This window comes from uncultured Xylophilus sp., from assembly GCA_913776965.1.
Lineage (GTDB): Bacteria > Pseudomonadota > Gammaproteobacteria > Burkholderiales > Burkholderiaceae_C > Xylophilus.
The window spans coordinates 1-15042 of the sequence record CAJYQL010000063.1; the positions used below are offsets into that span (position 1 = coordinate 1).

Consider the following 15042-nt stretch of genomic DNA (forward strand, 5'->3'; position numbering starts at 1 on the left):
AGAGAAGGAGAGGTAAAGCGAGGGAGCCGCCGCTGCAGGCAGGGCGTCCGGCGCGGGCATTGGCGGCGCGCGGCCCGCTACAGCTGCTGCAGCCGATAGCGCTCGAAGATCGCCAGCAGTTCGCGGCTGGCGCGCTGCCGGTGGGCGCGGTTGACCGCCGCGGCGCCGGCCGAGTCGCCGGCCCGCAGGCACTCGACCAGCGCGCGGTGCTCCTGGGTGGAATGGACCGGCGCCGGCCGCAGCCGCAGCGTGAACATGCGGGCGCGGTGGGCGCGGTCCCAGTGGCCGAACACCGCCTCGGCCAGCAGCCGGTTGCCGGCCAGCGTGACCAGCCGGGCATGGAAGTCCTCGTCCGCGGCGGCCCAGGCGTCGAGGTCGTCGCGGGCCAGCGCCTGCTCCATCGCATCGGTGGCCTGCAGCAGCGGGGCCAGCTCGGCGTCGGACGGCTTGCGGTTGGCGAGCGTCTCGGCCGCCAGGCTCTCCAGCGCGGTCAGGATCTCGTAGAGCTCGCGCATGTCGGTCGCCGACATCGGCAGCACCCGCATGCCGCGCCGAGGGATCACCTGCACCAGGCCCTCGCGCTCCAGCCGGATCAGCGCCTCGCGCACCGGCGTGCGGCTCACGCCGAGCTCCAGCGCGATCTCCTGCTCCAGTGCCTGGTGGCCGGGCGGCCAGGCGTTGTCGAGGATGCGGCGGCGCAGCGCGTCGTAGGTCGCGTCCTTGCGCGGTGCGGGGGTGGCGGTGGGAAGAGGCAGGGCGGGAAGCATGGCAAAAGGCAGCGATGACGTATGCGTTAATGTATACGTTGATGCTGGACAAGCCACCGCGTGAAAACCCGGCGATGGCGGAATCGAATCAAAATCAGGCTTTTGCGCCCGTCCTGCGGGCGGGAGCAGCTATGCAATCGATAGCGAAAAGTGCCTGCAGCGTCGGTCTCTGGGCGGCGGTGGCCCTCGTGCCGACGGCCGCCTCCGCTGCCGCGCCGGTGCCGGACGAGGTCGCCGCCCTCGCGCGGTCGTCGGGCTGCCTGGCCTGCCACGGCCTGGTGCGCAAGCAGGTCGGCCCCGGCTTCGCGCAGATCGCCGAGCGCTACCGGGGCGATGCCGGAGCGCCGGACCGGCTGGCCGGCAAGATCCGCCACGGCAGCGTCGGCACCTGGGGCCGGGTCATCATGCCGCGGCAGCCGCAGGTGTCCGAAGCCGACGCGCAGCGGCTGGCGGCCTGGGTACTGGCCCGACCGGCGCCGCCGCCCTGAGCCGACGGCGGCAGACACCGCCGGCCGAGGCTATCGCCGGCATAAAACTTTGTCATCACTTCCTGACATGCGGCACGCCAGAATCGCGCTGCGCATTCGTGCCCCTTCATCCCTCACCACGATCAGGACACCCCCCATGAGCAGCCCCACGTCTCCCGCCCAGTGCCCCTTCCACCAGACCGCCGGCGGCGGCACCACCAACCGCGACTGGTGGCCGCACCAGCTGCGTGTCGACCTGCTGCAGCAGCATTCCGAGAAGTCCGATCCGATGGACGCGGGCTTCGACTACGCCGAAGCGTTCAAGAGCCTCGACCTCGCCGCGGTGAAGGCCGACCTGGCTGCGCTGATGACCGATTCGCAGGATTGGTGGCCGGCCGACTTCGGCCACTACGGTCCGCTCTTCGTGCGCATGGCCTGGCACAGCGCCGGCACCTACCGCATCGGCGACGGCCGCGGCGGCGCCGGCCGCGGCCAGCAGCGCTTTGCGCCGCTCAACAGCTGGCCCGACAACGTCAGCCTCGACAAGGCGCGCCGCCTGCTCTGGCCAATCAAGCAGAAATACGGCAACAAGATCTCCTGGGCCGACCTGCTGATCCTGACCGGCAACGTCGCGCTCGAGACCATGGGCTTCAAGACCTTCGGCTTCGCCGGCGGCCGGGCCGACGTGTGGGAACCCGACCAAGACGTGTACTGGGGCCGCGAGGACAAGTGGCTCGGCGGCGACAAGCGCTACACGCACGGCTCGCCCGGCGTCGCGGGCCACGGCGTCATCGACAAGGACGACGACAGCGAAGTCGACCACAGCCGCGACCTGGAGAACCCGCTCGCCGCGGTGCAGATGGGCCTGATCTACGTCAACCCCGAAGGCCCGGACGGCAAGCCCGACCCGGTCGCCTCGGCCCGCGACATCCGCGACACCTTCGGCCGCATGGCGATGGACGACGAGGAGACGGTGGCGCTGATCGCCGGCGGCCACACCTTCGGCAAGACCCACGGCGCCGGCCCCTCCGAGCACGTCGGCAAGGAGCCGGAGGCCGCCGACCTGGAGGCGCAGGGCTTCGGCTGGCACAACAGCTTCGGCACCGGCAAGGGCGGCGACACCATCACCAGCGGCCTGGAAGTCACCTGGACCACGAAGCCGACGCAGTGGACCAACGAATACTTCGACCACCTGTTCGGCTTCGAGTGGGAACTGACCCAAAGCCCCGCCGGCGCCCATCAGTGGACCGCCAAGGGCGCCGACGCGACCATCCCGCACGCCCACGACCCGTCGAAGAAGCTGGTGCCCACCATGCTGACCTCCGACCTGGCGCTGCGCATGGACCCGGCCTACGAGGCCATCTCGCGCCGCTTCCACCAGAACCCCGACCAGTTCGCCGACGCCTTCGCCCGCGCCTGGTTCAAGCTGACCCACCGCGACATGGGCCCGCGCGCCCGCTACCTCGGCCCGGAAGTGCCGGCCGAAGTGCTGATCTGGCAGGACCCGATCCCCGAAGCCACCGGCGCACCGATCGACGCGCAGGACATCGCCGCGCTCAAGCAGCAGGTGCTGGCCTCGGGCCTGTCCGTGGCGGAGCTGGTCTCTACCGCCTGGGCCTCGGCCTCGACCTTCCGCGGCTCCGACAAGCGCGGCGGCGCCAACGGCGCCCGCATCCGGCTCGCGCCGCAGAAGGACTGGGCGGTCAACCAGCCGCAGCAGCTCGCCAGGGTGCTGCAGACGCTCGAAGGCATCCGCGCCGACTTCAACGGCGCGGCCTCCGGCGGCAAGCAGGTGTCCATCGCCGACCTGATCGTGCTGGCGGGCAATGCCGCGGTCGAGAAGGCCGCCGCCGATGCCGGCCAGACCATCGAGGTGCCCTTCACCCCCGGCCGCACCGATGCGTCGCAGGAGCAGACCGACGTCGCCTCCTTCGAGGCGATGGAGCCGCGGGCCGACGGCTTCCGCAACTGGCTCCAGAGCACCACCTTCAGCGTGCCCGGCGAGGCGCTGCTGATCGACCGCGCCCAGCTGCTGACGCTGACCGCGCCCGAGATGACGGTGCTGGTCGGCGGCCTGCGGGTGCTCGGCGCCAACACCGACGGCTCGCCGAAGGGCGTCTTCACCCAGCGCCCCGGCACGCTGACGAACGACTTCTTCGTGAACCTGCTCGACATGGGCACCGCCTGGAAGGCGACCGGCAAGGAAAGCTACGCCGGGACCGACCGTGCGACCGGCGAAGCCCGCTGGACCGGCAGCCGCGTCGACCTGGTGTTCGGCTCCCACGCGGTGCTGCGTGCGGTGGCCGAGGTGTACGCCAGCGCCGATGCGCAGCAGAAGTTCGTCCGCGACTTCGTGACCGCCTGGGCCAAGGTCATGGACCTGGATCGTTTCGACGTGCAGAAGAAGCAGGCCGCCTGACGCCGCCGAGCCCGCCGGACCGCGCCCCGCTGCACGACCACGACCCATGGCCACCCGCGCCCGCACCGATGCGCTGGCCGAGGCATTGCCGGAGGTGTTCGCGCCGTTCGGACGTATCGTGCTGCGGCGCATGTTCGGCGGCCACGGCGTCTACCACGAGGGCCGCATGTTCGCCCTGGTGGTGGACGGCCGGCTGTTCCTGAAGACCGACGCCACGTCGCGCGGCGCGTTCGATGCCCGCGGGCTGGCGCCCTTCGGCTACGAACGCCACGGCAAGCCGGTCCAGCTGTCGTACAGCGAAGCCCCGCCGGAAATGTTCGAGGACGCGGAGGCCGCCCGGCTGTGGGCCGGACGGGCATGGGAAGCGGCGGTGCGGTCGGGTACGACCCGCCGCGCCTGACGCCAGGACGCCGCCTCGACAACGGCGGAAATCCGATGAAAAAGTGCTGCCTGCGCAGGCCCCTGCTGCGCAGGCCCCTGCTGCGCAGGCAGCTATTGTTTCAGGAGCGCTCGCGCGTCGCGAGCAGCGCCTTGGCGGCGTCGATCCGCAGCGCCATCGGCACCTCCGGGTCGTGCATCGCCTGCAGCAGGAAGCGGCGGGCGGCGTCGTGCGCGGCATCGGCCGTCGCCGGTTCGGCGGGCAGACCGGATTCCGTCGCCGGTGCGGCCCGCGCGGCCGCCGGTGCAGGGGCGGGCGCCGGGTCGTCGAGCGGCGCCGCGCGACCGGCCGGCAGCACCGTCCCGGGCGCCGGCAGCGCCGCCTCGAAGCTCGCCGGCGCGATCGCGCGCAGCCCGCGCAGCTGCGCCGCCTGGCCGTCGTCGCCGGGCGGGATGTCGAGCCACGGCGTGTCCTCGAACACCGGCGCCAGGTCCGGCGCGACGAAGGCCGACCACTGGTCGTCGGCCACCTGTCGGGGCGGCAGCGGCGGCCGGGTGCCGTCGTCCGGCCCGTCCGCCGCCTGCGGCCAGAGCCGCACCAGACGCGCCGGCACGTCGCCCAGGTAGCGCGCCTGCAGCCCGGCCAGGAACATGCGCACCTGCGCGACCGGCGCCGGCACCGCAAACGAGAACCACAGCTGCATCGTGTCGGCGCCCGACACCGCGATCGCCGGCGCCGGCAGTCCGAGGTCCGCCTGCACGCCGCGCCACACCGCCGACAGTCCCGACCACGGCGCCGGCTGCGCGACCGCGAGCACCGCATGCCGCACCGTGCCGGCGGACGGCGGGGGCGGGTAGAGACGCAGCAGTTCGACGGACAGGGTAGACATGGAGGAAGTGCGCTCGCGCGCGGAGTGGGACGGAAGACGCGCACCGTAGCACGCCCTCCGCCGGCCGGCCCGGATTGGCTGGGACCGGCGCGGTGGTCAGCGCCCGGTGCGGCCGGTCGCGTCGATCGCCGCGCGGCCCACCGCCGGATCGTCGGTGAAGAAGCCGTCGATGCCGGCCCGCAGGTAGGCCGCGATCTCGCCCGCGCTGTCGCCGCGCGCGGCGCCGTCGTCCACCGGCGCGCGCTTGTAGGCGGCCGGCAGGAATGCGTTTTCGGGCCGGAGCGTCCAGATGTGGACGGCGAGCCCGGCATCGTGGGCGTCGGCCACCAGCCGGGTGGGCGCGCCGACCGCACCGCCCTGCACCGGCGCCACCAGCGTCTTGTACGGCCCGACCGCATCGGCATAGCGGCGCACCGCGCGCAGGCCTTCGGCGGTGACGAGGTCGGCATAGCGGCGGGTCTCGGCCGCGCCCTGGGCGACGAAGTCGTACGGCCGGCCGCTGGCGCCGACCAGCTGCACCAAGCGCACCGCGGTCATGCCGCGCAGCCGCTGCAGGTTGCCTACCTCGAAGGACTGCACGAACACCGGCGCGTCGCGGTGGTTCAGGCCGTTCCGGTCCAGCAGCGCGACCAGCCGGGGCTCCAGCGCCAAGCCGATCGACTGGAAATAGGTCGGATGCTTGGTCTCGGGATAGACGCCGATGGTGCGGCCGCGCGCTTGCGATTCGGTGCGGGCGAGGTCGACGATCTCCTGCAGCGTCGGGATCTCGAACTGGCCGTCGAAGCGCCGGTTGGCGGGGCGCTGGGCAGGAATGCGCTCGCGGGCGCGCAGGGTCTTCAGTTCGGCGAGGGTGAAGTCCTCGGTGAACCAGCCGGTGACCGGTGCGCCGTCGATCGTCTTGGTGGTACGGCGCGCGGCGAATGCGGGGCGGTCGGCGACGTCGGTGGTGGCCTCCTTCACGCTGCCGTCGGCGTTCAGGATCGCGATGGCGTTCTCGTGCCGCGCGACCAGCACGCCGTCGCGGGTGGGCACCAGGTCGGGCTCGATGCAGTCGGCGCCGTCGGCGATCGCCTGGCGGTAGGCCGCGAGCGTGTGTTCCGGCCGCAGCGCGGAGGCACCGCGGTGGGCGATCAGCGTGGGGCGCGGCGGCCAGGCGCCGGCGACCCCGGCGCGCTCCCAGGGCAGGCCGGCGACGGGCGGCGCGGATGGGGTACCGGCGCAGCCGCCGGCAGCCAGGGCGGCGCCGGCACCGGCGAGCAGGGTGCGGCGCGAAAGGGTCGGGGCGGGGTGGTGGGCATGCGGCATGGCGGTCTCCGGCGGATGGGGAGTGCCGATGCTAGGGGCGGCGGATGTCGGTAGCTTGACGCCTGATGGACACGCCGTCGGCTTCTTCTGCTATGGATTCAGTAGCTGATTGCGCAGGTGGGGCGGGCGCTGGGTTCGGTTTTTGATCGTAAGGTGCGTGGGTGGGCGCCCTGTGGTCCGGACCGGATCGGCGGGTACTCCCCTCCGCGAATGTCCCCCGGCCTGTGGCCTCCTCCTTGATTTCGCTGCGATGAGCACCCACCACCCCGGTCCTGCCTCATCGGTCAGGCATGGAAAGCCTTTTTTATCGTCCCGCCGTTGGTCCTGAGCTTGTTTCCAAGGGCGCATCGCGCCGCGTAGGCGCAGGGGTCAGCGCTCGCCCTTATTCGGCGTTTGCAGGTCGGCTTCGGACACCGCGCGGACATGCCGGTCGTGAGGAACGACCTCCTGTTGCGCTTCGGCCCGGACGGCATCCAGCATTACCGCCTCTTTCTGCGCGATCTCGAAGCGCATGGGTTGGAACTGCCCGAAGTCGAGTCCCGACAAATCGGTTTCGAGGAACGCCTCGGCGTCGGCATCGGTGGTGAGTTTAGGTATGTGCTTCATGAGCGCTTCTTCTTTGCGTTTATGTATCGGGCACAGATCGGGCGGACCAGATTGCCCCAGGAGTCAAACGGCACAGATGTCTGCAGTTCGGCCGAGCACGGGCTTGCATGAACGTCCGGTTTGGGCCCATAGCGGTCATCGCAGCTAGCGTCCGCCTTGGGTCCAAAGCGTACAGCTCACAGCGGACTACGCATTTCAGACGTCGACCCGACACTTCTCAAAAATGGGCACTTGCTCGCAATTAAATTAATTTCTATTGAGTGCATGTCCTATTAAAATATTTTATTATTTAGAAACAATATTCGACGCTGCATGCGGAGCCACCGAATATATTAGCAAATTAAGGCTGGATTAAAAATTGGCAAATTAAGCGCCAGCAGCAGAGTCTACATAAATGCTCTTGAACAGGAGACAATTTGTGCAGAACTGCCAACATTAGAATATTGGCGGCCTCGCCGAGTGCCATGTGGTGATTTGGGTTTTCATTAAATCTGCGGCGACATTTCAGGTGTATACATGAGTATAAACCCCGGGCGTCGCTTCGATGATAATAATGCGTCTGCGCCAGTGAAAACCGTCGCGTCCAGAGCTATTGATGGCATCCAGAAGCGCCATCGATATTCTGTGCAGGAAAGCGGAATTTTGCGAAATACCGCAACTTTTTAATTTTCTTTCAATACTTGGCTGAAAATCAAAGGTAAAGCGGCCACTTGGGCTAGAAAATTCACCATGCTTCGGAACTTTCCTATTTTCCAAAATTGCGACGACACTGCCTTCAAATTCTTCCAGCGATGCACCCAGGGATACGTGCGGTATGAAATAGGGCCTCAGCATAGACGCAATTTGGCCGCTGCAGAGCGTATCTTGTTCCATAGGTCGATCCACTGCTGTTTGATGAAAAATGGTAAGTTAGATTTCTGCTTTTGCCGGCGGTATGGCCCACCCTATTTCCAGCCAGCTTGTTTGCCGCTCAATCTACTGATAATGCTATGCAAATCGCAGCGATGAAAAATATCACTCCAGTGATTGTCCAGAGCACTAGTTCTAAAATGTTGTCGGTTTCTTCTGATGGCGCCAGCGTTTCATCTATCGTAAATCCAGCACTGTCGCCGTCGGTTGCAGTATTTGTCGGTTCTTCTTCCATGTCATTGTGAAAAAGGGGGCGCCTCGGCGCCCCCTGTCCGAAATTTACTGCACACCCAGTACGGTACCGCCGCGACGCTTGTCCGCCCCGCCATAACGCAGACCGTTATTCAAGTCGATCACTGCAGCTTGCGCCGACAAGTTGGCTCCGTTGGCTTCATTACCCGAGCATGCAGGGACGCCTACAGACGACTCGCGCATCGCGTTGACGGAAGCGATCACGCTGGGAGAGAACGCAGGCGTCGGCGTAAAGCCCGTCGGGGTGAACGGTCCCACTTCGCAGAACGTCGTACCGCTGGCGCCAGCATGGATACGTGGAGCATCTACCGCGGCCTGCACACCCATCTTGTGGTCGATCATGTTCGACGTGATTTGAACCACGGCATTGATGATCTTCGAGCCGCCTGCGGAACCCAGGGCAGCAAAGGGCCGGCCATCCTTGAACAGGATCGTCGGGGTCATGCTGCTGCGGGGACGCTTGAACGGTGCGACATCGTTGGCGCCGATGTCACCTTTCGATGCGTCCAAGGTGGGCGGGAAGTTGAAGTCGGTCATCTCGTTGTTGAGGATGAAACCGTAACCCGGCACCGTAATACCGCTGCCGAACAGCGATTCAACGGTCGTCGTCCAGGTCACGATGTTGCCCTCACGGTCAATCACCACCATGTGCGTGGTGTTGGAACCTTCCTTGGGATCTTGCGCGGTCATCGGCACCGAAGCGCCGTTGAAGGGCAGCGGATTGCCTGGCTTGAGGTCGGCAGCCTTGAGCGCCGTGTCCTGTTTGACCAATGCAGCCCGAGTCGCCAGATAGTTCTTGTTCAGCAGACCGGCGATCGGCACAGACACAAAATCGGCATCACCTGTCCAGAAGTTGCGATCGTTAAAGGCCAGATGCATGCTGTCGATCAGCACGTTGAGGGTGTTCTTCGCACCGAAACCGAAACCCTTGCTGGTGTCTCCGAGCGGGAACTGCTCGAGCATGGCGAGTTCCTGCAGCACCGTAATGCCGCCGCCCGACGGTGGCGGAGTCACCTGCACGGTGTAGCCGCGGTAGCTGCCGCTCAAGGGAGCACGCATGGTCACGGTGTAGTTGGCCAAGTCGGCCACCGTCATCTTGCCGCCTGCGCCGGAGGTCAGCTTTGCGCCTGCGGCACCGGTGGTCGTGGAGCGGGTCTGGGCATTGACGATCGCGCTGGCAATCTCACCCTTGTAGAACACGTCCGGACCTTGATTGGCGATCAGCTGCAGCGTCTTGGCCAGATCGGGCTGACGCAACAACTCGCCGCTCTTCAGCGGCACACCGTTCGGACGGAAGATCGCGGCCGTTTCGGTCTGCAGATTGGTGATGGCGAAGCCGCGGTCCGTCGTGTTGACGATGTCCGCCGCAAGGGAAGGAGTGACGGCAAAGCCGCTTTCGGCCAGCGGAATCGCGGGTGCAATGGCTTGTGCCAGCGTTCGGGTGCCAAACGTCTTCAAGGCGGTGTCGACGAGGCGCAACGTGCCCGGAACCCCAACGGAGATGCCGGTCGTGGAGGCGTCCTCGAAGGAGAGCGAACCGAACATGGTCGGAGTAGCCGCCGCCGGTGCACGTTCACGTCCGTCGATGATGGTGGTCTTTTTGTCCTTGGCGGAATAGACCATCATGAAGCCGCCGCCACCGATGCCGGAGCTTTGCGGCTCGACGACATTGAGAGCGAACTGCATGGCGACAGCTGCATCGACGGCATTTCCGCCGGAGGCCAGCATGTCCTGACCGACCTTGGCAGCAAGGGGATGCGATACCGCAACGACACCACCGGCATAACCGGTTTCCTGGATCGAAACACCGGGCGAAGGAACGGAAGATCCGCCGTCACCGCCGCCGCCGCAGCCAGCGAGGGTAACGGCGACCAGCGTTGCGCTGGCAATTTGAGACAGACGGCGCGCAGGCCGAGCGACAGTGCGATGGCGATGAAGGGTGCGAAGCATTTGAACTCCAGATGAAGAGACAACGGTGCCCGCTCTCGTCCCGGCAGGACTGGCTCAGCGAGCAAACCAATCGCTCTTTCGCAACTCGCGTGCCGACATGCAGCATTTGCTCATGCATCTGCAAGGCATTGTCGCCATTGGTTATTTTTCTCTACTGGTAGTACCAGGCTTGGTAATGAGTATGGGATTCCACACTTCAGGCCTATGGTGGTGTGTGGTCCACCGCACAGTGCGTTTCAATCAACGTCCGATAGGTTGACGGCCCGTAGACGCATACCGCAGGATCGCGTTCTTTTCGCATGTAGCGCGCGTACATCGGTCCCTCTTTCATGTTCCCAAGCCGTTTCGCACTGACTGCACGGAATCGCCTCACGCTGCTGCGGATCGCAATGATTACCCTGGCATGTCTGGCCGCCTTTTGGTCCTACCGTTGGGCTGAAGCGCGGGCATTCGAACGACTGGACGACGCAGCTGCTCGGCAACTCGATCTCTATGCATCGGTGCTCGAGAACGAGCTCGCTCGCTATGACTATCTCCCGCGGCTGCTGCAGATCGACGGCGATGTGTTGGCCACGCTGACACAGCCTGAAGACGAGGCATTGAAGGCTGTAGCCAATCGCAAGCTTGCGCGTTTCGCAGCAATGTCGGGCATCTCGGTTGCCTTCGTCGTCGACGGCGCCGGCTTTGTATTGGCCGGCAGTGACTGGTATCGCCCTGGCACCCTGGTTGGCAAGCGACTGTCACTGGATTCGCCGACCCGCGAGGACGGCGATAGCGCTCGCACTTCGCCCCTGACCGAAGGCATTTGGCTGCCGGGTGATGTTGGAGTTGCATCCGATCATTGTTTTTCTCAATCCGTCGCCATCGCTGACCAGATGGTTGGACGGGCTGTGGTGTGCATCAGCCTGGATCCGCTGGAGGCCACATGGACCGGACTCGCGTTTCCTGCAGAGAGCGAAAAGCCTTTCGTAGTGAATGCACGTGGACGTGTGGTGATCTCGTCCGTCGCAGCTTGGAAAGGCCAAAAACTTACGTCTACGGCGTCGTCTGCGCAACCGCGCGGGGCCGTGTTTGAGGGCGCTGACGGTTCCGGCGAGGAAGTCGTCTTCAGAGACCCGCTGAGCCACGGGGGTCAGTTGATCCGTTGGAAGAAGCCGGGTACAGGGCAGCGGCTGGCGGTACTCAACCGGCTGCCGGTTCCCAAATATGGCTGGCACATGATGCTCGTGTCCGATGCCTCGGAGGTCGCTCGCAGCGCGCGAAGCGCGGCTTGGATAGCCGTTGCGCTATCCATTTCTTCGAGCGTTCTGCTGATGTATCTGATTCAGCGACGACGTGTCGCAGCGCAGAAAGTGGCCGCTCGCGCACAGCTGGAGTACGCATATGCGGAACTGGAACGCACCGTGCAGTTGCGCACAGCTGAATTGCTTCAGGCAGGCAAGATGGCCATTCTCGGTCAGCTGTCAACAGGCATTTCCCACGAGCTGGGTCAGCCGCTCATGGCTCTAAGAGCCTTGACAAGCAATACCCGACTTTTGCTCGAGCGTGACCGGGTCGCGGAAGCAACGGCGAATATTGACAGCATCTCGGACATGGTCGAACGCATGGGCCGGATCACGTCGCAGCTGAAGTCGTTCGCGCGTAAGACCGCAGGAGATCCGGCTGACATCGCGCTCAACCCTACGATCGATGCGGCCCGAAGCTTGATGCAGGTGCGCTTGCGTGAGGAAAAAGTGCACTTGCGGGTCAACACGCCCGCGCGAGCGATGGTGCGATGCGACGCGAACCGACTGGAGCAAGTGCTGGTGAATCTACTGGCGAATGCAATGGATGCCGTGCGTGGTCGCGAGCAACCCTGCGTCGAAATTCGCGCTCAGGAAGCTGCAGGTCGCTTGGTCATCACGGTGACTGACAATGGCCCTGGAATTCCGGAAGAACTGCAGCGTCGCCTTTTCGAACCGTTCTTCACGACAAAGCCGGCCGGAGAGGGTCTGGGGCTCGGCTTGGTGATCTCTGCAAGCATCGTGCGGGAATTCGGGGGTGAACTTCGCACCGTCGACGTGCCGGTGGGCGCGGCTTTCGCATTCGATCTGGCTCTTGCATCGGCTGCGGCGCAGCTTTCATTTTCTTGAGAAACAGATGATCGACGATTTCAAGATCGTGTTCGTGGAAGACGACCCGGCGGTCCGCACGAGCCTCACCCAGACACTGGAACTCGCGGGGTTGGCCGTGGAGGCTTTTGGCTCCGCCGAGCTTGCTTTGCGGTCGATCGGACCGGGGATGCAAGGTATTGTGGTCAGCGACATCCGATTGGGCGGCATGGATGGTCTGGAACTCCTGCGGCGCGTGGTTGCCGTGGACGCAGACATTCCCGTCATCCTCATCACAGCTCATGGCGATGTGATGCTTGCCGTATCAGCCATGCGGGCAGGAGCTTACGACTTTTTGGAGAAGCCTTTTGCACCTGACCGGCTGGTAGACATCGCTCGCCGCGCGATCGAGAAGCGAGCATTGCAGGTGGAAGTGCAGAACCTGCGGCAGCAACTGGGAAGCCGCGACGGCATTGAGTCCATGCTGCTCGGGCGCAGCACCTGCATGTCCGTGTTGCGCCAGCAAATCCTGCAACTGGCGCCTGCATCTGTAGATGTGATGCTGCTTGGGGAGACAGGAACCGGCAAAGAACTGGTTGCACGCTGCCTTCACCAATTCAGCCCCCGACGCTCACGGAACTTCGTGGCCATTAATTGCGGTGGGGTTCCCGAATCGCTTTTGGAGAGCGAACTGTTCGGCCATGAAGCAGGGGCTTTTACCCACGCTGCACGCAAGCGCATCGGCAAGATCGAATACGCCGATGGTGGCACCCTGCTGCTCGACGAAATCGAAAGCATGCCACCCTCGTTCCAAGTCAAGCTCCTGCGGGTGCTTCAGGAGCGCAAGGTCGAGCGCCTGGGATCCAACGATGAGATCGAGGTAGACGTACGTGTGGTGGCAGCCAGCAAGATCGACTTGAGTCCGAAGGGCCCCACTGGGCATGAGTTCCGCAGTGACCTGTATTACCGCCTCAATGTGGCAGTGGTGCATCTGCCTGCGCTGCGCGAACGCCGCGAGGATGTTCCGCTGCTCTTCGAGCATTTTGCCTTGCAAGCCGCAGCCCGCCACGGCAGGGACGTGCCTACGCTCACCGCAGCCCAGTTGCAGAGGCTGGTAGCCCACGATTGGCCAGGCAACGTGCGCGAGTTGAGAAATGCGGCTGAGCGGTTTGTGCTTGGTCTTCAAGGAGACGACATTGCTGCAGACACTGCTTCTGTGCGCAGTCTCGCGGAGCAGATGGATCAAGTCGAGAAGGCACTGATTGAGCAGGCACTACGGCTGCATCGTGGCCGTCCCGTGCAAGTGAGCGAGGCCTTGGGAATCGCTCGAAAAACCTTCTACGACAAGATCGCCCGTCACGCCATCGTGCTCGATGACTACCGCATCGAACCTTGAGGACCTTCAGCTTTTGGCGGTGTAGATGTCAGATAGTCGGCCGGTTCGCCGGAATCGATTGGCGCCCGGATGGCTCGCTCCAATTGGGTGCTCATCGGCATGTTCAAAATAACTCCGCGAGGAGGGATAGGACTCTCGAACCAGCGACGGTATATCTTGTGAATTTCGCCGCTTCGGTAGAGCGTTTTGATTGCGTCGTCGGCCAACTGCTTGAATCCCGGATCGTCTTTGCGCAGCATGACTGCATAAGGCTCGATCGAAAGAGTGTCTTCCGATATGACGTAGTCGTTCCCGTCCGGCGCGTCGGCAACCGTACTGCGCAGCAAGACCTCGTCCATGGCATAGGCAGCAGCCCGGCTGGATTGGACCAGTCGAAAAGCTCGCGAATCATCGCTTGCAGCCAAAATGCGAATGTCTAGGCCGTTGCGTGCATTGAAGGAAGCCAGCTGCTGGATATTGGTCGTACCGACAGTAGAGACGACAGTGCGTCCCCGTAGGTCCATCGCCGTAGAGAAGCCAGAGGACTTTTTCCAAAGCAGCTTGCCACTCGTCACGAAAGTTGTGACGGTGAATGAAACCTGCTTCTGACGTTCTGCTGTGTTCGTCGACACACCGCATTCCAAGTCGATCGTGCCATTGCGAACCAGCGCGATACGGCTAGCCGGCGTGGCGGGGACCATGCGCACATCTATTCTGTTGAGCTGCAGCCGGGTTTTGATCGCATCGACCACATGCATGCATATGTCGATCGAATAACCGATCGGACGCTGACGGTCGTCGAGATATGAAAACGGCGGTGAACCCTCGCGGTAGCCGATGGCCACAACGTTGGACTGTTGGATCTTGCTGAGGGTCGGGCTGTCGATCTCTTGACGCGTTGCTGCCGACGCTTCTAGTGACATGAAGAGTAGGCCAGCTAAAACAAGTGTGGAAGCACAGTGGCGCATATCTATGAGCATACCGACCATCGCGCAAGAAGTCGTTTTGTCAGCAAAAAGCTTCTGTTGCTCCAGATTTGACAAGATCAATGACACACAAGGGTCGTGAGAGATCACTTAGGAGCTACAAAAAACTTTGTCGGTCGTGAAACTGCACACATACGTCCGTATCAAGGTGGTGTCGGTCATTACCTGAATGCCAACTTGTCGTCGGAGCACAGATCTAAAGCCTGCTATCCGCTGCAATCTGTCCGGCGAAAAGTAGGGTAGCGAGCACTTTCAATGGGGTCGTATCCGATGAAGTCGGCAGCGGCGCAAGCAACGCGCGACATGTAGGAGCTTACGCAAGCAAAACGTCCGCTTTAGGCCGAAAGCGGTCGCCCGATCATCGTATCAACGACGGTTCTGCGCGGTTCATGATGCCAAGCCATCTCGCGCCCGCATAGCTCTAGATTGCGCGCGAATAAGGCGCCGCATCGACGTCTTTTACCTGCCTCGATTTTTTGCCGAAGAACTGTGTCTGTGCAGGTGAAGCGCTACAAACGCAGCCATTCGCTACGAACGAGTGACCGCGGAACAGCAGGCCTCTCTGCGCCCACGCTCGGCTCGACGGAGATGCCGGGCAGGCGGATAGCGTAGGTCAAGGAGGAGGAAACGCCGCAGGCGTTTCCGGGG

13 protein-coding genes are annotated in these 15042 nt (G+C 64.1%); 5 read left to right on the forward strand and 8 right to left on the reverse strand.

Annotated elements, in window-relative coordinates:
- Positions 1-77: 77 nt before the first annotated feature.
- A complete protein-coding gene (locus tag QZ500_RS09120; RefSeq protein ID WP_295854074.1) occupies positions 78-767 on the reverse strand; it encodes a GntR family transcriptional regulator in 690 nt (229 codons plus the stop codon).
- A gap of 131 nt (positions 768-898) precedes the next feature.
- Between QZ500_RS09120 and QZ500_RS09125 the strand changes: the two genes are divergently transcribed.
- The 3 genes from QZ500_RS09125 (at position 899) to QZ500_RS09135 (ending at position 4053) form a co-directional block, all read left to right on the forward strand.
- Positions 899-1255, forward strand: a complete 357-nt coding sequence (locus tag QZ500_RS09125; protein ID WP_295854075.1) for a c-type cytochrome — start codon at positions 899-901, stop codon at positions 1253-1255.
- Positions 1256-1391: 136 nt separating this feature from the next.
- Complete coding sequence (katG, locus tag QZ500_RS09130) at positions 1392-3653, forward strand: catalase/peroxidase HPI (RefSeq protein ID WP_295854077.1); 2262 nt, start codon at positions 1392-1394, stop codon at positions 3651-3653.
- A gap of 46 nt (positions 3654-3699) precedes the next feature.
- Positions 3700-4053 carry a TfoX/Sxy family protein gene (locus QZ500_RS09135; protein WP_295854080.1) on the forward strand — a complete coding sequence of 118 codons (354 nt, stop codon included), beginning with the start codon at positions 3700-3702 and terminating at the stop codon, positions 4051-4053.
- A 100-nt stretch (positions 4054-4153) separates the two neighbouring features.
- On the opposite strand, the gene QZ500_RS09140 is transcribed toward QZ500_RS09135, so the two are convergent.
- From QZ500_RS09140 to ggt, 6 genes are all read right to left on the reverse strand, one after another.
- Entirely contained in the window at positions 4154-4921 is a 768-nt protein-coding gene (locus QZ500_RS09140) for a hypothetical protein (protein WP_295854083.1), read from the reverse strand.
- 96 nt (positions 4922-5017) lie between these two features.
- On the reverse strand, positions 5018-6226 hold the full coding sequence (locus QZ500_RS09145; RefSeq protein WP_295854086.1) for a glycerophosphodiester phosphodiesterase: 1209 nt from the start codon (positions 6224-6226) through the stop codon (positions 5018-5020).
- 369 nt (positions 6227-6595) lie between these two features.
- Positions 6596-6832, reverse strand: a complete 237-nt coding sequence (locus QZ500_RS09150) for a CopG family antitoxin (RefSeq protein WP_295854089.1) — start codon at positions 6830-6832, stop codon at positions 6596-6598.
- A 504-nt stretch (positions 6833-7336) separates the two neighbouring features.
- Positions 7337-7705, reverse strand: a complete 369-nt coding sequence (locus tag QZ500_RS09155; protein ID WP_295854091.1) for a hypothetical protein — start codon at positions 7703-7705, stop codon at positions 7337-7339.
- Between the two features lie 97 nt (positions 7706-7802).
- A complete protein-coding gene (locus tag QZ500_RS09160; RefSeq protein WP_295854093.1) occupies positions 7803-7976 on the reverse strand; it encodes a hypothetical protein in 174 nt (57 codons plus the stop codon).
- Between the two features lie 44 nt (positions 7977-8020).
- The gene (gene ggt / locus QZ500_RS09165) at positions 8021-9943 is read right to left on the reverse strand and encodes a gamma-glutamyltransferase (RefSeq protein WP_295854096.1); all 1923 of its coding nucleotides are present in this window, start codon (positions 9941-9943) and stop codon (positions 8021-8023) included.
- Positions 9944-10272: 329 nt separating this feature from the next.
- On the opposite strand from ggt, the gene QZ500_RS09170 reads away from it, so the two are divergent.
- Both QZ500_RS09170 and QZ500_RS09175 read left to right on the forward strand, forming a co-directional pair.
- Positions 10273-12075 (forward strand): ATP-binding protein, encoded by a 1803-nt coding sequence (locus tag QZ500_RS09170; RefSeq protein ID WP_295854098.1) that lies wholly within the window; start codon positions 10273-10275, stop codon positions 12073-12075.
- Positions 12076-12082: 7 nt separating this feature from the next.
- On the forward strand, positions 12083-13429 hold the full coding sequence (locus QZ500_RS09175; RefSeq protein ID WP_295854100.1) for a sigma-54 dependent transcriptional regulator: 1347 nt from the start codon (positions 12083-12085) through the stop codon (positions 13427-13429).
- Here the strand turns inward: QZ500_RS09175 and QZ500_RS09180 are convergent.
- Complete coding sequence (locus QZ500_RS09180; protein ID WP_295854102.1) at positions 13411-14463, reverse strand: amino acid ABC transporter substrate-binding protein; 1053 nt, start codon at positions 14461-14463, stop codon at positions 13411-13413. The genes QZ500_RS09175 and QZ500_RS09180 overlap by 19 nt on opposite strands.
- Positions 14464-15042 lie beyond the last annotated feature (579 nt).